Below are 16806 nucleotides of genomic sequence, written 5' to 3' on the forward strand. Positions count from 1 at the left end.
TCAGTTTCCTGTCGTCTCGCCCTTGTCGGCTCCGGTCTTGGCGAGGCTCGCCTTGGCTGCGGCGACCACGCGCTCGGCGGTCAGGCCGAACTGCTCATAGAGGGTCTTGTAGGGAGCCGAGGCACCGAAGTGCTCCAGGCTGACCACTTCCCCGTCATCTCCTACGAACTCCCGCCAGCCCAGTGAGATTCCCGCCTCCACCGCCACGCGCGCGCGGACCGAGGAGGGCAGCACCGTCTGCCGGTAGGCCGTGTCCTGGGCGTGGAACCACTCCACACACGGCATCGACACGACCCGGGTGGCGATGCCCTCCGCCTCCAGGATCTCGCGGGCCTCGACGGCCAGCTCGACCTCGGAGCCGGTGCCGATCAGGACCACCGCGGGCTGCCCGTTGGAGGCCTCCCGCAGGATGTAGCCGCCGCGGGCGACCTTCGTCGCGTCGCGGGTGCCCTCGTAGACCGGCAGGTTCTGGCGGGTCAGCGCCAGCGCGGCCGGGCGGTCGTTGTGCTCGAGCACGACCTGCCAGGCGGCGGCGGTCTCGTTGGCGTCGGCGGGGCGGACCACGTCGAGGCCGGGGATGGCGCGCAGCGCCCACAGGTGCTCGACGGGCTGGTGCGTCGGGCCGTCCTCGCCCAGGCCGATGGAGTCGTGCGTCCACACGTAGGTGACCGGCAGCTTCATCAGCGCCGCCAGCCGCACGGCCGGACGCATGTAGTCGCTGAAGACCAGGAACGTGCCACCGTAGGGGCGGGTGCCGTTGTGCAGCGCGATGCCGTTGAGGATCGCCCCCATGCCGTGCTCGCGGATGCCGAAGTGCAGCGTGCGGCCGTAGGGGTTGCCGGGGAAGTCCCTGGTCTGGAACTCCTCGGGGATGAAGGACGGCTCGCCCTTCATCGTGGTGTTGTTGGACTCGGCCAGGTCGGCCGAGCCGCCCCACAACTCGGGCAGCACCGGCGCGAGGCTGTTGAGCACCTCGCCGGAGGCCTTGCGGGTGGCGATGGAGGAGCCGGCCTCGAAGAGCGGCAGCGCCTCGCTCCAGCCGGCGGGGAGCTGCCGCACGGAGATGCGGTCGAACTCGGCGGCGCGCTCGGGGTTGGCCTCGCGCCAGCTCTGGTAGAGCTTGTCCCACTCGGCCCGCGCGGCGCGGCCGCGCTCGACGACCTCGCGGGCGTGCTCGAGGACCTCGGCGGGGACGTCGAAGCTCTTGGTCTCGTCAAGGCCCAGGATCTTCTTGGTGGCGGCGACCTCGTCGGCGCCCAGCGCCGAGCCGTGGATCTTGCCGGTGTTCTTCTTGTTGGGGGCGGGCCAGCCGATGATCGTGCGCAGCCGGATGAACGACGGCCTGCCGGTCTCGGCGCGGGCGGCCTCCAGCGCCTGGTGCAGCGCCTCGACGTCCTCGACGTAGTCGCCGGTCCGCGTCCAGTCGACGGTCTGGGTGTGCCAGCCGTACGCCTCGTAGCGCTTGACGACGTCCTCGCTCAGCGCGATCTGGGTGTCGTCCTCGATCGAGATGTGGTTGCTGTCGAAGACGACGGTCAGGTTGCCCAGCCTCTGGTGGCCCGCGAGGGCGCTGACCTCGTGGCTGATGCCCTCCTCGATGTCCCCCTCGGAGGCGATGCACCAGATGTGGTGGTCGAACGGGCTCGCGCCCTGCGCCGCGTCCGGGTCGAACAGGCCGCGCTCGCGGCGGGCGGCCATGGCCATGCCGACCGCGTTGCCCAGGCCCTGGCCCAGCGGCCCCGTGGTGGTCTCGACGCCGACGGTGTGGCCGTGCTCGGGGTGGCCGGGGGTCAGGCTCTCCCACTGGCGCAGCGCCTTGAGGTCGTCCAGGCTCAGGCCGTAGCCCGACAGGTAGAGCTGGATGTAGAGGGTCAGGCTGGTGTGACCGGCCGAAAGGACGAACCGGTCACGGCCCACCCAGGAGGGGTCTGACGGATCATGCCGCATCACCTGCTGGAACAGCAGGTACGCGGCGGGCGCCAGGCTCATCGCGGTGCCCGGGTGGCCCGAGCCCGCCTTCTCTACCGCATCCATGGCCAGGGCCCGTACGACATCGACCGCGCGGCGGTCCAGGTCGCTCCATTCAAGGGCTGGCACGAGTTCGCTGCTCAACTGCTCGGTCTCCGGATCTAATAGTGTGATGGTGGCGCCGGTCTGGTATTTCCCGCCCACATGGGACCCTAACGGTTTCGGCCGCGCTACCGTGGCGTAGGTCGACCAGGTGCGGGTCCACGGGACTCATGGGCGGTTCCCCGGCGGTTGTCGTCTCGCGCCGCTTCCGCACCCCGTGCCGGGACCGGCCCCCCCTGCAACTACAGTGAGTCCTCAAGGCTGGCTGGTGCCCGCATTCACGGATCCGCTCTAATCAGAGGTTACGCGTTGACCCCGCACGTGCTGGAAGCGCCTTAGATGGTGCTCACCGACAAGCAATCGACGGTCCCGCCCGAGGCGGGCACGGCCGCAGGCGTCGTGCCTCGCTCCTTCGGCGACGTCGTGAAGGCCTACGTCGCCCTCACGAAGCCGCGGATCATCGAGCTGCTGCTGATCACGACGCTGCCGGTGATGTTCCTGGCGGCCAAGGGCCTGCCACCGCTGTGGATCGCCGTCAACACCCTGGTGTTCGGCACCCTGTCGGCGGGCAGCGCGAACGCCCTGAACTGCTACATCGACCGTGACATCGACGCGGCCATGCGCCGCACCCGGCGCCGCCCGCTCGCCCGCGACCTGGTGCCGCCGACCAATGCGCTGATCTTCGGAGTCATTCTCGGGGTGCTGTCGACCCTTGGCCTCGGGTTGACCGTGAACTGGCTCGCCGCCGGCCTGTCGCTGGCCGCGAACCTGTTCTACGTGCTCGTCTACTCGATGATCCTCAAGCGGCGGACCTCGCAGAACGTGGTGTGGGGGGGTATCGCGGGCTGCATGCCGGTGCTGATCGGCTGGGCCGGCGTCACCGGCGGCCTCGACTGGGCCCCCGTGGTGCTCTTCGGCGTGGTGTTCTTCTGGACGCCTCCGCACACCTGGACCCTCGCCATGCGCTACAAGGAGGACTACGCCGCGGCGAAGGTCCCCATGCTCCCGGTGGTCGCCACCGAGCGCCGGGTGGTGCTGGAGAGCATCGTCTACACCTGGGCGACGGTGCTCTGCTCGCTGCTGCTGTGGCCGGTGGCCGGAACCACCCTGCTCTATCCCGCCGTCGCCGCCGTCCTCGGCGCCGCCTGCCTGTGGGAGGTTCACCGCCTCCTCGGCCGGGTCAACGCGGGCAAGACAGGGGTCGATCTGCGCCCGATGCGCTTCTTCCACTGGTCCAACGCCTACCTGGCGTTGCTGTTCCTCGCCGTCGCCATCGACTCGATGTTCGTCTGAGCCCTCTCACCGGTACGCTCTCCTGCCACCTGCCCGTTTCCGCCTCCCGTTCGGGGGGGAGACGTCTCCCGGGTGGGGAACACGTTTTCTTGGCCGGCCCGGGTCGGGCCTGGTCGTGGGGAGGGCAACTCATGGTCGTCGGAAAACCTCGGGAGCCGGATCACCGCTCCGGTCCCGGGACCGTTCCAGCGCTCGGCATGGTTTCCGTATCCGGGGCGTGCAGGGCCGCCCGCCAGGTGCCGATCATAGACCTTCACGCTGGGATGTCCCGGTTTGATTCGTGGGGTGGAAGCCAACGGTTACGGTTACCTCATGGCCAGCCGTGACCCCCGGTGGGTGCTCAGGGACCGCCCGTCGCTCGCGCTGATCACCGGACTCGTCCTGACGGGACTGTGCGGCCTGGTGTCGCTCTCCTTCGACGTGCTGAACGGCGACCCCGTCTATTTCTTCATCGCCCTGATCCTCGCGCTCGCGCCCGTTCCCGTGCTGCTGGCCGCGGTGCTGGCGCTCGACCGGATCGAGCCCGAGCCGCGAGGCAACCTGATCTTCGCGTTCGCCTGGGGAGCGGGCGTGGCGGTCCTGGTCGCCGGGGTCGTCAACTCCCTCGGCCTCGTCTACATCGAGAACGCCGCCGGGCTCGGCTACGACTACGCGCGCAACATCGCCGCCACGTTCGGCGCCCCGGTGGTCGAGGAGACGATGAAGGGCCTGGTGCTGCTGGGCCTGCTCAGGTTCAGGCGCGCGGAGCTCGACGGGCCCACCGACGGCATCATCTACGCCAGCATGGTCGGCCTCGGCTTCGCCATGAGCGAGAACGTCAGCTACTACGTGGCCGCGCTCGACGACATGGGCGCGCAGGGCCTGGCGGTGACCGTCGTGCTGCGCGGAGTCCTCTCACCGTTCGCCCACCCGTTGTTCACCTCCATGATCGGTGTCGCGGTGGCCTACGCGGCGCAGCGCCGGGGGTCTGGCCGGATCTTCGTCATCGCCGCCGGGTGGATCGGCGCGATGCTGCTGCACGGCATCTGGAACGGCTTCGCCTCCTACGTCGGCTTCGCCGGCCTGGCCATCGCCTACCTGTTGCTGATGATCGTGCTGTTCGTGCTGATCTGGATCATCTTCCGCGACCGCAAGCGGATCATCGGGCTCATCCAGACCTACCTGCCCGCCTACTGGGCGACGGGGCTGGTCTCCTCGTACGACATCGCGATGCTCTCCTCCCTGCCGGGGCGCCGCCACGCCAGGCAGTGGGCCAGGAACAACGGCGGCAGGACGGGACTGCGGGCGATGAGCGACTACCAGCTCGCGGCCACCGAGCTGGGCCTGCTCCACGAGCGGGCCAGGGGGCATGTGATCGACGAGCGTACGTTCAACGAGGAGCAGCGGGCGCTGCTGGAGTGCATGGCCGCCTCCCGCGCCCAGTTCCCCCCGCAGCCGCCACCACCGCCACCGCAGCCCCCCGGCGGCAACGTCCCGCCGGGGTACGGGCCCGGCGCCCGGCCGCCGGGCGGCTCGCCGTATCCGTGGGGCGGTACCCCCGGGACCTCGGGGCATCCCGACGCCGCTCAGTGGCGTCCGCCCCCCGGGCGCGGCGTTCACCCCGACTGAAGCGCGGCCTCCAGGGAGGTCTCGCGCGGCCCGGGGAAGACGGGAGCGGAGTCGAGGACCACGGCGTCGAGGAGGCCCTTCGCGGAGGCGGCGAACTCGCGGGCCGCGTAGGCGTAGGTGGAGGCCCACCGCTGGGAGGAGTCGTCGCCCACGCCGAAGGTCTCCAGGCCCGCCGTACGGCACAGGGTGACGGCCCTGGGCAGGTGGAAGAGCTGGGTGACCACGGTGAGGCGGGTGGCGCCGAACACGGCGCGGGCACGCACGCACGAGTCCCAGGTGTCGAAACCGGCGTAGTCGAGGACGAGCGCCCTGGCCGGTATGCCACGGGCGAGCAGGTAGTCGCGCATCACGGTCGGCTCGTCGTACTCGATCCGCCCGTTGTCGCCCGACAGCAGGATCGCCCTGACCTTGCCGGCCCGGTACAGCTCGGCGGAGATGTCCAGCCGTCTGGCCAGCATCGGGGAAGGGGTGCCCCCGAAGGCGGCCGCCCCCAGCACCAGCGCCACCGGCGCCTCGGGAACCCCGGCGATCCAGCCGGGTGAGGAGTCCGCGATCACCCGGTGGCCGGAGCTGGCCAGCCAGGCCCAGGTCAGCGGTGCGACGGCCAGGACGCTCAGCAGCACCGCGCCCTGGTAGGAGAGCCGGAGGAACCTTCGCGACAGCGGCATCCGGCCATTGTCGCGGTCAGGTGACGGCCGAGTCGAACGCGTCCGGGGGGTCAGGATCCTCCGGATCGGTTTCCACGCGGCCGTCGCGGGCCTTTCACGGCGGGAGCGGAGCCGACGGTCAGGCCGGGACCCGGTCGAGCTGGTCCGCGCTCTCGGCGGCCGTCGCGCCCGCCGGGCCGCGTGAGCGCATCGTGAACACCACCCGCAGCGCGCAGACCCAGACCAGGGTCGAGCCGAGCACGTGGAGGTTGACCAGGGCCGCGGGCACGCCCAGGAAGTACTGGACGTATCCGATTCCGCCCTGCGCCACCTCCACGCCGAGCAGCGTCCAGGCGGCCCGCCGGGCGTGCCCGGGCGCGTCGGTGATGTGCAGCGCGAACGCCAGCGCGAAGGTGAGGCCGACCACCAGGTAGGCGACGTCGGCGTGGATCCTCGCCACGGTCTCGATGTCGAAGTCGAACCGGGAGGCCATCACGTCCCCGGAGTGCGGCCCGGTGCCGGTCACCACCACGCCCACGACGAGCAGGACGAACACCGCGGCGGTGAGCACGAAACCGAGTGTGCGGACGTGCTGGTTGACCAGGCGTCGCGGCGGGCCCGCGCCCTCGCCGGCCCGGGCGTACAGCGCGTACGCCGCGGCGATCATGCCGACGGAGACCAGGAAGTGCACGCCCACGGTGACCGGGTTGAGCGCGGTGCGCACGACCAGGCCGCCCCAGAGTCCCTGCACGGCCACGCCGATCGGCTGCAGCCAGGCCAGCCTGACCAGATCGGGGCGGCGGGGCAGCAGCCGCAGGGCGGCGAGCAGGCAGGCCAGGCCGATGGCCAGCACCAGAAAGGTCAGCAGCCGGTTGCCGAACTCGATCGCCATGTTGATCGGTGAGATGTCGTCGTGGGCCACCGGGATGAAGCTGTCCGGCGTGCACCTGGGCCAGGTGGGGCAGCCCAGGCCGGAGCCGGTGACCCGCACCGCGGCACCCGTCACCGTGATCCCGACGTTGGCCGCCACCGACGCCAGCGCCCAGCGGCGCAGGGTGCGGAAGGTCGGCGGCCCCACGATCCAGGTCAGTTTCGCGGTCCGCAGACGGGTCTGGTCAAGGAGGTGCTTCACGGCTCACATGCTAGGCGGCGAGGAGGGCGGTCCCGCCGTGGCCCCCTGGCGCCGGGGCCGGTACGGAGGCTTTCGCCCCGGTCGGTTCACGCCTGCCGGCATCTCGGGCAGGGGCCGCTCACCTCGGACGGCGTGCCTCACGGGTCCACGGGTAGGGGTGGGCTGAGCCGGTGGCACGCCCGTGACGTCCGGTCCGGTGCATTGATCCATAAAAAGGTATGTGACATATTACTGGCGAGCCCGGGAGCGAGGTGAGTCATGCCGGACGTCGTGGTCGTCGGAGCCGGGGTCGTCGGCGCCGCCTGCGCCTACTACGCCGCCCGCGCGGGGCTGGACGTGGTGGTCGTCGACCGGGGGGCGGTGGCGGGCGGCACGACGGGCGCGGGCGAGGGCAACGTGCTGGTCTCCGACAAGGAGCCGGGCCCCGAACTCGACCTGGCGCTGCTCTCCAACCGGCTCTGGCGTGACCTGGCCGCCGACGGGCCCGACGGTGGGCCCGACGGTGGGTTCGAGTTCGAGGCCAAGGGCGGCCTGGTGGTCGCCGAGACGGACGAGGTGCTTGAGGCACTCACCGGCCTGGCGGGCAGGCAGGGCGTCGAGTGCGTCGCCGTCGCCGCCGGAGAGCTCGGCGACTACGAGCCACACCTGGCGAAAGGGCTCGCCGGTGGCGTGTTCTACCCGCACGACGCCCAGGTGCAGCCGATGCTGGCGGCGGCCAGGCTCATCCGGCGGGGCGCGGAACGGTTCGGGCACGGCGCCCTGATGCTGCGCACCGGTGTCACGGTGACCGGCTTCCTCCGCGCCGGCGACCGGGTCGCCGGCGTCACCACCTCCTGCGGCGACATCCTCGCCGGAGCCGTCGTCAACGCCGCGGGTACCTGGGGCGGCGAGATCGCCGCGCTGGCCGGGGTGCGCGTACCCATCCTGCCCAGGCGCGGTTTCATCCTGGTCACCGAGCCACTCGCCGGGCCGCTCATCAGGCACAAGGTCTACACCGCCGACTACGTCACCGCGGTGGCCAGCGACTCGGAGGGGCTGGAGACGTCCGCCGTCGTGGAGAGCACCCCGTCGGGGCCGGTGCTCATCGGCGCCAGCCGCGAGCGGGTCGGCTTCGACCGCACGGTCTCCGTGCCGGTGCTCGAACGCCTCGCCCGCCAGGCCGTCGAGCTGTTCCCCGTCCTGGCGGCCTACCGGGTGATCCGGGCCTACTGCGGTTTCCGTCCCTACTGCCCCGACCACCTGCCGGTGATCGGCGAGGATCCCCGGGTCCCCGGGCTCTACCACGCCTGTGGCCACGAGGGCGCGGGTATCGGCCTGGCCCCGGCCACCGGCCACCTGATCGCCCGGCTCCTGGCAGGACTCCGCCCCGAGGTGGACCTCGCCCCCTTCCGTCCGGACCGTTTCCCGCTGGAGGCGTCATGACCCAGGGTGTCCGATGAGGGGGCCGTACCGCCTGGTGCGGGCGCGGCCGGAGCCGGAGTTCGAGATCAGCGTGGACGGCGCCCCCGTCGCGGTGATCCCAGGCCAGAGTGTCGGCGCCGCCATGCACGGCGCGGGCATCCGCTCGTGGCGCACCACCAGGTTCGGCGGGCGCCCGCGCGGGCTCTTCTGCGGCATCGGGGTCTGCTTCGACTGCCTGGTCACGGTGAACGGGGTCCCCTCCCTGCGTGCCTGCCTGACCGAGGCCCGCCCAGGAGACCTGGTCACCACCGGGGACGCTCCGGTGCGGGACGTTCCCGGCGCCGGAGGGGGGCGGTGAGCGGCCGATGACCCAGATCCACGACCTGGCCGTCGTCGGCGCGGGTCCCGCCGGGGTCGCGGGCGCGCTCACCGCCGCCCTGGCCGGGCTGGACGTCGTGCTGGTCGACGGGGCCGGACGACCGGGCGGCCAGTACTTCCGGCGCCCCGCCGAGGGGTTCCACGCCGCCAGGCCCGGCGCGCTCCACCACGGCCTGGACAGGTTCACCCGCCAGTGGGAGACGCTCCGCGAGCGCGCCGAGGTACTGCTGAGCACGCGGGTCTGGGCCGTCGAGCGCGCGGACGGGACGATCACCGTGCGCTGCCTGGAGGGAGACCGCGAGGAACGGCCCCGTACGGTGACCGCGCGCGGGCTGCTGGTCGCCACCGGCGCCCACGACAGGCCGCTGCCGTTCCCCGGCTGGGACCTGCCGGGCGTGCTCACCGCGGGCGGTGCGCAGGCACTGCTCAAGGGTGACCTGGTCCTCGCGGGCCGCAGGGTCGTGGTCGCGGGTACCGGCCCCTTCCTGCTCCCGGTCGCCGCGGGCCTGGCGGACGCGGGGGCCCAGGTGCTCGGCGTGCACGAGGCCAACCGCAGGTTCGGGCTCGCCAGGCATCCGCTGCTCGCCGCCGGCCGGGCGGCGGAGGCCCTCGGGTACGTGGCGCGCCTGGCCCGCCACCGGGTTCCCTACCGTGGCCGTGAGGCGGTGATCGCCGCGCACGGTGAGACCGCGCTGACCCACGTCACCGTGGCGAGCCTGGACCCCGCCTGGCGGCCGCTCTCGACGAGAACCGTCGCCTGCGACACCCTCGCCTGCGGCTACGGTTTCGTCCCCCGGCTCGACCTGCCCCTCCAGCTGGACTGCGCCACCCGCCGCGACCCCGACGGCGGCCCGGTCGTCGCGGTGGACGCGGGCATGCGCACCAGCGTGCCCGGCGTCTACGCGGCGGGGGAGGCCACCGGTGTCGGCGGGGCCGCGCTCGCCGAGGTGGAGGGCCGGATCGCGGGCCGGGCCGCGGCCGCCGACCTGGGCCGCCCCACGCCGCCCGACCCCGCCCTGTCCCGGCGCAGGGACCGGCTCGCCGCCTTCGCGCGAGCCCTGCAGGGCGCCTACCCGCTACGGCCGGGCTGGCAGGACTGGCTCCGCGACGACACGCTGGTGTGCCGCTGCGAGGAGGTGCCCCTGTCGGCGGTACGCGAGGCCCAGGCCATGGGCGCCGTCGACGCGCGCTCGGTCAAGCTGCTGGCGCGCCCGGGGATGGGGTGGTGCCAGGGCCGGATGTGCGGCTACGCGGTCGCCTGCCTCGTCGGCGAGGATCCCGCGCCGCCCCGGCGCCCGATCGCCCAGCCCGTCAGGCTCGGCGACCTCGCCGCGCGGACCCCGGCCTCCCCGGACCGGCGGGGAACCCTCCCCGACCCGGACGGGCCGGAGCCCCCTGACTTCGTACCGGCTTGAACCCCCCTCGGAAGGATGAAGCATGGCGACCCGCGTGAAACCCTGGCACGGCGTGACGGTGGCCACCGCGCTGCCCCTGCGCATGGACCTCTCGGTCGATCTGGACGGCTACGCCGAGCACTGCCGGTGGCTGGTCGCCTCCGGCTGTGACGGCGTCGTGCCGAACGGGTCGCTGGGGGAGTACCAGACGCTGACCTCCCAGGAACGGGCCTCGGTGGTGGAGACCGCGGTCGCGGCCGTCGGTGGCGACCGCGTCATGCCGGGCGTCGCGGCCTACGGCGCCCTGGAGGCCCGCCGCTGGGCCGAGCAGGCCGGTGCGGCCGGGTGCCGCGCGGTGATGCTGCTCCCGCCGAACGCCTACCGCGCCGACGACAGGACGGTGCTGGAGCACTACCGCGAGGTGGCCAGGGCCGGTCTGCCGGTGGTGGCCTACAACAACCCCTTCGACACCCGGGTGGACCTCACCCCACGCCTGCTGGCCGCCCTGCACTCCGAGGGCCTGATCGCGGGCGTCAAGGAGTTCAGCGGCGACGTCCGCCGGATCTACGAGATCGCCGAGCTGGCCCCGGGGCTGGACGTGCTGGCCGGAGCCGACGACGTGCTGCTCGAACTGGTCACCGCCGGAGCGGTCGGCTGGGTGGCCGGCTTCCCCAACGCGCTGCCCGCCTCGACGGTCGCCCTCTACCGGGCGGCCGCCGCCGGGGACACGGCCACCGCGCTTCCGCTCTACCGAGCGCTGCACCCGCTGCTCCGCTGGGACTCCAAACCGGTGTTCGTGCAGGCCATCAAGCTCTCCATGGACCTGGCCGGGCGCCACGGCGGCCCGTGCCGCCCGCCCAGGCTCGGGCTCCCCGGCGAGCAGGAGGCCGCGGTCCGCGCGGCCACCGAGAAGGCCCTGGCCGAGGGCCTGCGGTAGGCCGGTCCCGTTTTCCCTTTCTCGCGAGGAGAGTCGATGAGGACGAAGAGGGTCTTCCACGCGGTGGACTCCCACACCGAGGGCATGCCCACCCGGGTGATCACCGGGGGAGTGGGGGTCATTCCCGGTGTGACCATGGCCGAGCGGCGCGAGCACTTCCTGGCCGAGATGGACCACCTGCGGACCCTGCTCATGTACGAGCCCCGCGGCCACTCGGCGATGAGCGGGGCCATCCTGCAGCCGCCCACCCGGCCCGACGCCGACTACGGCGTGCTCTACATCGAGGTGTCGGGCTGCCTGCCCATGTGCGGGCACGGCACCATCGGCGTCGCCACGGTCCTCGTCGAGACCGGGATGGTGGAGGTCGCCGAGCCGGTCACCACCATCAGGCTGGACACCCCGGCCGGGCTGGTCGTCGCCGAGGTCAGGGTCGAGGACGGGGCCGCCACCGAGGTGACCATCACCAACGTGCCCTCCTTCAGCGCGGGGCTGGACCGTGTCGTCAAGGTGCCCGGCATCGGCGAGGTCGCCTACGACCTCGCCTACGGCGGCAACTACTACGCGATCCTGCCGATCGAGTCCGTGGGCCTGCCGTTCGAGCGCTCGCACGGCCGGCGGATCCTCGACGCGGGGCTGGCCGTCATGGGGGCGATCAACGAGCAGGACGAGCCGGTGCACCCGCTGGCCCCCGGTATCAGGGGCTGCCATCACGTGCAGTTCACGGCGCCGGGCTCCGACGCCAGGCACTCGCGGCACGCGATGGCGATCCATCCCGGCTGGTTCGACCGCTCGCCCTGCGGCACCGGCACCAGTGCCAGGATGGCCCAGCTGCACGCCAGGGGCGAGCTCCCGATGGACACCGATTTCGTGAACGAGTCGTTCATCGGCACCCGGTTCGTCGGGCGGCTCGTCGGGGAGACGGAGGTGGCGGGCCTGCCCGCGGTGGTCCCCGCCATCACCGGGCGGGCGTGGGTCACCGGCACCGCCCAGTACTTCCTCGACCCCCGCGACCCGTTCCCCGAGGGTTTCCTCCTCTGACCCGCTACCCCGCCGACCTGCTGACATCTGGATTGACCGGGCCTGACCCGCCGCTCTCCGGCCGGTCGGCCCCGGTCGGCCCCCCGGCTGGCCCGCAGTCGGTCGTACCCGGTCTGACCAGCGGAGACGTCACCGTTCCCGGCTCCGGTGGCGATCCGTGTCCCGGTGGGTCGCAGCTTGCGGAAGAAGCGGTGTCCTAACGCTAACGATCTTGTTTTGGGCCTTGACGCGTCCTTCGAAATGCACGTGCAATGTCACACATCGCCAGATGTGAGGAGCAGCACATGCGTGCCATCCCCCTGAAATCCTTCACGTCGCTGGCCGTTCTCGGCCTCCTGGTCACCGGGTGTGGCCAGGGACTGCTCGGCGGTGGTGACGGCGCCGGGCAGACCGCGGCCGGGAAGGAGGAGCCGATCGTCCTCGGCATGCTGATCCCGCAGTCGGGCAGCGAGGCCGCCATCGGTCCCTACATGAGCAACGCGGCGCAGCTCGCGATCGACGAGATCAACGCCAAGGGCGGCGTGCTCGGCCGCAAGCTGGAACTGAAGACCGCCGACGACGGCTGTGACGCCCAGTCGGCCGCCGCCGGCGCCAACAAGCTGGTCACCGAGGGAATCGACGTCTCGGTGGGCGGCTACTGCTCCGGAGCGACGCTCCCCACCCTGCCGATCTTCGGCAAGGCCGGCATTCCCATGATCATTCCGGCTGCCAACTCCCAGGAGCTGGTCGACCAGAAGCTCAAGCACGTCTTCCTGATCAACGGCACCGGCTCCCAGCAGGCCGCGGCCGCGGAGAAGTGGATCACCAAGCAGGGGTCCAAGAGCGTCGCGCTGATGCACGACAACACCAGCTACTCCAAGGACATCGCGCTGCGCACCCAAGCCCTGCTGGAGGCCCCCGGCGGGGCCGAGGCCGCAGTCACCGAGGCGGTCACCCCGAAGGAGAGCGACTACAGCGCCAACATCACCAACGTGCTGGCCAAGAAGCCCGACTTCGTCTACTGGACCGGTTACTTCCAGGAGGGCGGCCTGATCGCGCGCCAGCTCCGGCAGGCCGGGTACAAGGGGTCCATCATGGTCGGCGACGGCTCGGTCTCTCCCAAGCTGGTCGAGATCGCCGGAGCCGAGGCCGCCGAGGGCCTCTACGCCACGATGACCCAGACCCCCGACACCCTGGAGGGCGCCGAGGGCTGGATCGACGCCTACAAGAAGAAGTACGGTGCCGAGCCGGGCCCGTACTCCAACCAGGCCTACGACGCGGTACGACTGGCCGCGGAGGCGGTCACCAAGGCGGGCGGCACCGACGGAACCAAGGTCATCGCGGCGCTTGAGGCGATCGACGGCTTCCCGATGTTCTCCGGGCCGCTGAAGTTCACCCCCGAACACACCCTGGCCAACGGAGGCTTCCAGATCCTCGTCGTCAAGAGCGACAAATTCGCCCTGCAGGACTCCCTGAAGTGACGCAACTCATCTGGAACGGGCTGTTCGTCGGCTCGTTCTACGCCCTGGTGGCCCTGGGTTACAGCATGGTCTACGGGATCATCAAGCTGCTCAACTTCGCCCACGGCGACCTGTACATGCTCGGCGCGTTCGCCGGCTTCGCCATCCTCGGCGCGGTCGGCGGCGTGTCCTCCGCCATGGCCCTGCCGCTGCTGCTCGCGGTGCTCCTGGCGACCATGGTCGTCACCGGCCTGGCCGGGGTGGCGCTGGAGCGGATCGCCTACCGGCCGCTACGCCGCGCCCCGCGGCTGTCCCTGCTGATCACCGCCGTCGGCGCCTCCTTCGCCCTGGAGTACGGGATGCGCGCGGTGGCCGGGGCCGACCCCCGGGTCTACCCGGTGCGGCTGGGCGGTACCTCGCTGGAGGTCCTCGGCGCCAGGATCACCCCGCAGCAACTCGTCCTGATCGGCGTGGCGGTGCTGCTGATGGCCGGGCTCAACCTGCTGGTCACCCGGACCCGCGAGGGCAGGGCGATGCGGGCCATCGCGCTGGATCCGCGTACCAGCGCGCTGATGGGCATCGACGTCAACGCGGTGATCTCCCGCGCCTTCTTCGTCGGCTCGGCCCTGGCGGGGGCCGCGGGCGTGATGGCGGGGGCCTACTACGGGAAGATCGACTTCATGATGGGCTTCCTGATCGGCCTCAAGGCCTTCACGGCGGCGGTCATCGGCGGCATCGGCAACATCCCCGGCACCATGCTCGGCGGCCTGCTCCTCGGGCTGCTGGAGTCGTTCGGCACGTTCTGGCTGGGCGGCGAGTGGCGGGACGTGTTCGCCTTCGGGGTGCTGATCCTGTTTTTGACGGTGCGGCCCACCGGCCTGCTCGGCGAGCGTGTGACGGAGCGGGTGTGAGCGCGACCAAGGTCCGCCGTCTCGGCACGGACTCACCGCCCAGCAGGGCCTCGAAGCTGCTGCAGAACCGCCGGGCCGGGCTCGCGGGGCTGCTGGTCGCGCTGCTGGCCCCCTTCGTCGACGCCACGCCGTACGCGCTGTCGGTCATGACCAGCGCGGCCATCGCGGTGATGCTCGCCGCCGGGCTGAACATCGTGGTCGGCTACTGCGGCCTGCTCGACCTGGGCTACGTCGCCTTCTTCGCGGTCGGCGCCTACACCAGCGGGGTGCTGGCCACCCGCCTGGAGTTGCCGCTGCTCGCCACGGTGCCCGCCGTGATCGTGGTCACGGTCGTCGCCGGGATCGTCATCGGCGCGCCGACGCTGCGGCTGCGCAGTGACTACCTCGCCATCGTGACGCTCGGCTTCGGTGAGATCATCCGGATCACCGCCAACAACCTGGACGTCACCGGCGGCCCCTCGGGCATCTACGGCATCCCGCACCTGGTCGAAGGTCCGGTGGCCTTCTACTACCTCACCGTGGTCGTCGTCTCGCTGGCCGTCCTCGGCGCGGCCAGGCTGGGCCGCTCCCGCCTGGGCCGGGCCTGGCGCTTCGTCCGGGAGGACGAGGACGCGGCTGAGGCGATGGGCGTGCACACCTACCGGGTCAAGCTCGCCGCCTACGTGGCGGGGGCGGTCTGGGGCGGCCTGGCCGGGGTGCTGTTCGCCGCGCACCTGTCGGCCATCTCGCCGGGCAGCTTCACCTTCCTGTCGTCGGCGCTGGTGCTGATGGCCGTGGTCCTCGGCGGCATGGGCTCGATGCCCGGCGTCGTCGTCGGGGCCGTCGTGATCAGCATCCTGCCGGAGATCCTGCGCGACCTCGCCGACTACCGGTTCTTCCTTTTCGGCGTCCTGCTCATCGCCTTCATGCTGCTGCGCCCGCAGGGGCTCTGGCCGGCCCGTTCCAAGGAGGTCCCTTGAGCCTGTTGAGCGTGGCCGACCTGCGCCTGTCCTTCGGCGGGCTGGTGGCCATCGACGGCCTGTCGTTCTCGGTGGGCGAGGCGGAGATCGTCTCGGTGATCGGGCCCAACGGGGCGGGCAAGACGTCGGCCTTCAACTGCGTCACCGGCTTCTACCGGCCCACCTCGGGCCGGATCACCCTGCGCGGAAGGGACCTGCCCGGACTGCGGCCCTCGGCCATCGCGGGCCTGGGCGTCGCGCGGACCTTCCAGAACCTGCGCCTGTTCGGCGAGCTGTCGGTCCTGGACAACGTGCGTGCCGGATCGCACCTGTGGTTGCGCCAGAGCGTCCTGGACGCCCTGCTGCACACCCCGCGCTACCGGCGCTCCGAGCGCGAGTGCACCGAGCAGGCACACCACTGGCTGGACTTCGTCGGCCTGCGCGGCGACCGGTACGGGCAGGCCAGAGCCCTGCCCTACGGCGAGCAGCGCCGCACCGAGATCGCCCGCGCCCTGGCCCGCCGGCCCGACCTGCTGCTGCTCGACGAGCCCGCGGCCGGGCTCAACCACGGCGAGAAGGCGGAGATGCTCGACCTGATCCGGCGCATCCAGGCGCTCGGCGTGGCCATCGTGCTCATCGAACACGACATGGGGCTGGTCATGGAGGTCTCCGAGCGCGTGGTCGTGCTCAACTTCGGCAGGGAGATCGCCGACGGCCGCCCCGAGGACGTCCGGCGCGACCCGGCGGTCATCGAGGCATACCTCGGCGGCGATCCCGCCGCCCTGGAGGAGACCGCCCTGGGGGAGACCGTGCTGGAGGAGGAGATCGCGGGGCAGGACGCCCGGGGGAAGGACAGCGGGGGGAAGGGCGGTTCGGGGAAAGAGGACTCGGCCGGGAGCGACGCGCATGCTTGACATCGACCGGCTGAACGTCCACTACGGCGGCGTGCACGCCCTGCGCGGCCTGTCCCTCGGCGTCGCCGAGGGCGAGATCGTCGCCCTGCTGGGAAACAACGGTGCGGGCAAGACCACCACGCTGGCCGCGGTCTCGGGGCTGCTGCGCCCCAGCGGCGGCAGGGTGCTCTTCGACGGCCACGAGATCACCGGCCGGAAGCCGCACAGGATCACCGCCCGCGGCCTGGTGCACGTCCCCGAGGGCCGCAGGATCTTCAGCACGCTCAGCGTCCACGAGAATCTCCAGCTGGGCGGCTACCTGCTCCGCGACCAGGCGGAGATCCGCAGGCGGATCGAGCACGTGTACGAGCTGCTGCCCCGCCTGGCCGAGCGGCGCGCCCAGCAGGGGGGCACGCTGTCGGGTGGCGAGCAGCAGATGCTCGCCATCGGCAGGGCACTGGTCACCGGACCCCGGCTGCTGCTGCTGGACGAGCCGTCCATGGGCCTGGCACCGCTGGTCGTCGCCTCGGTCATGAAACTCATCGCGGGCATCAACGCCGAGGGCACCTCGGTGCTGCTCGTCGAGCAGAACGCCGTCGCCGCCCTCGGGATCGCGCACCGTGGTTACGTGATCGAGAACGGCGAGTGCGTCCTCGACGGACCCGCCGCCGAGCTCCGCCGGGACCCCCGGGTGGCCGAGGCCTACCTCGGCGGGGGTTAGGGGAGA

15 protein-coding genes are annotated in these 16806 nt (G+C 71.9%); 12 read left to right on the forward strand and 3 right to left on the reverse strand.

Going from position 1 to position 16806, the window contains the following annotated elements; genetic code table 11:
* Nucleotides 1-2097 (reverse strand): transketolase, encoded by a 2097-nt coding sequence (gene tkt / locus ABZU75_RS13345; RefSeq protein ID WP_355553230.1) that lies wholly within the window; start codon nucleotides 2095-2097, stop codon nucleotides 1-3.
* Nucleotides 2098-2409: 312 nt separating this feature from the next.
* On the opposite strand from tkt, the gene ABZU75_RS13350 reads away from it, so the two are divergent.
* Both ABZU75_RS13350 and ABZU75_RS13355 read left to right on the forward strand, forming a co-directional pair.
* A complete protein-coding gene (locus tag ABZU75_RS13350; protein WP_355553233.1) occupies nucleotides 2410-3363 on the forward strand; it encodes a heme o synthase in 954 nt (317 codons plus the stop codon).
* Nucleotides 3364-3675: 312 nt separating this feature from the next.
* Nucleotides 3676-4971, forward strand: a complete 1296-nt coding sequence (locus ABZU75_RS13355) for a PrsW family intramembrane metalloprotease (RefSeq protein WP_355553236.1) — start codon at nucleotides 3676-3678, stop codon at nucleotides 4969-4971.
* Here the strand turns inward: ABZU75_RS13355 and ABZU75_RS13360 are convergent.
* Complete coding sequence (locus ABZU75_RS13360; RefSeq protein ID WP_355553239.1) at nucleotides 4959-5639, reverse strand: ElyC/SanA/YdcF family protein; 681 nt, start codon at nucleotides 5637-5639, stop codon at nucleotides 4959-4961. The genes ABZU75_RS13355 and ABZU75_RS13360 overlap by 13 nt on opposite strands.
* A 118-nt stretch (nucleotides 5640-5757) precedes the next feature.
* A complete protein-coding gene (locus ABZU75_RS13365; protein ID WP_355553243.1) occupies nucleotides 5758-6750 on the reverse strand; it encodes a COX15/CtaA family protein in 993 nt (330 codons plus the stop codon).
* Nucleotides 6751-7008: 258 nt separating this feature from the next.
* Between ABZU75_RS13365 and ABZU75_RS13370 the strand changes: the two genes are divergently transcribed.
* The 10 genes from ABZU75_RS13370 to ABZU75_RS13415 all read left to right on the forward strand — a co-directional run bounded on the left by ABZU75_RS13370 (nucleotide 7009) and on the right by ABZU75_RS13415 (nucleotide 16800).
* A complete protein-coding gene (locus ABZU75_RS13370) occupies nucleotides 7009-8172 on the forward strand; it encodes an FAD-binding oxidoreductase (protein ID WP_355553245.1) in 1164 nt (387 codons plus the stop codon).
* Nucleotides 8173-8185: 13 nt separating this feature from the next.
* Complete coding sequence (locus ABZU75_RS13375; protein WP_355553248.1) at nucleotides 8186-8509, forward strand: (2Fe-2S)-binding protein; 324 nt, start codon at nucleotides 8186-8188, stop codon at nucleotides 8507-8509.
* Nucleotides 8510-8516: 7 nt separating this feature from the next.
* Nucleotides 8517-9944 carry an FAD/NAD(P)-binding oxidoreductase gene (locus ABZU75_RS13380; RefSeq protein ID WP_355553251.1) on the forward strand — a complete coding sequence of 476 codons (1428 nt, stop codon included), beginning with the start codon at nucleotides 8517-8519 and terminating at the stop codon, nucleotides 9942-9944.
* Between the two features lie 22 nt (nucleotides 9945-9966).
* Nucleotides 9967-10860: a dihydrodipicolinate synthase family protein gene (locus tag ABZU75_RS13385; protein WP_355553254.1), complete on the forward strand. Its 894-nt coding sequence runs from the start codon at nucleotides 9967-9969 to the stop codon at nucleotides 10858-10860.
* 36 nt (nucleotides 10861-10896) lie between these two features.
* On the forward strand, nucleotides 10897-11898 hold the full coding sequence (locus tag ABZU75_RS13390) for a proline racemase family protein (protein ID WP_350954498.1): 1002 nt from the start codon (nucleotides 10897-10899) through the stop codon (nucleotides 11896-11898).
* Between the two features lie 284 nt (nucleotides 11899-12182).
* Nucleotides 12183-13358 (forward strand): branched-chain amino acid ABC transporter substrate-binding protein, encoded by a 1176-nt coding sequence (locus tag ABZU75_RS13395; RefSeq protein ID WP_355553258.1) that lies wholly within the window; start codon nucleotides 12183-12185, stop codon nucleotides 13356-13358.
* Complete coding sequence (locus tag ABZU75_RS13400) at nucleotides 13355-14248, forward strand: branched-chain amino acid ABC transporter permease (protein WP_350918946.1); 894 nt, start codon at nucleotides 13355-13357, stop codon at nucleotides 14246-14248. The genes ABZU75_RS13395 and ABZU75_RS13400 overlap by 4 nt, the downstream gene beginning before the upstream one ends.
* The gene (locus tag ABZU75_RS13405) at nucleotides 14245-15207 is read left to right on the forward strand and encodes a branched-chain amino acid ABC transporter permease (protein ID WP_350918949.1); all 963 of its coding nucleotides are present in this window, start codon (nucleotides 14245-14247) and stop codon (nucleotides 15205-15207) included. Before ABZU75_RS13400 ends, ABZU75_RS13405 begins: the two co-directional genes overlap by 4 nt.
* Entirely contained in the window at nucleotides 15204-16100 is an 897-nt protein-coding gene (locus tag ABZU75_RS13410; RefSeq protein WP_355553263.1) for an ABC transporter ATP-binding protein, read from the forward strand. The genes ABZU75_RS13405 and ABZU75_RS13410 overlap by 4 nt, the downstream gene beginning before the upstream one ends.
* Nucleotides 16093-16800, forward strand: coding sequence for an ABC transporter ATP-binding protein (locus tag ABZU75_RS13415; RefSeq protein ID WP_355553266.1), 708 nt, complete (start codon nucleotides 16093-16095; stop codon nucleotides 16798-16800). The genes ABZU75_RS13410 and ABZU75_RS13415 overlap by 8 nt, the downstream gene beginning before the upstream one ends.
* Nucleotides 16801-16806 lie beyond the last annotated feature (6 nt).

The sequence above is a fragment of the Streptosporangium sp. NPDC005286 genome, from assembly GCF_040607515.1.
Lineage (GTDB): Bacteria > Actinomycetota > Actinomycetes > Streptosporangiales > Streptosporangiaceae > Streptosporangium.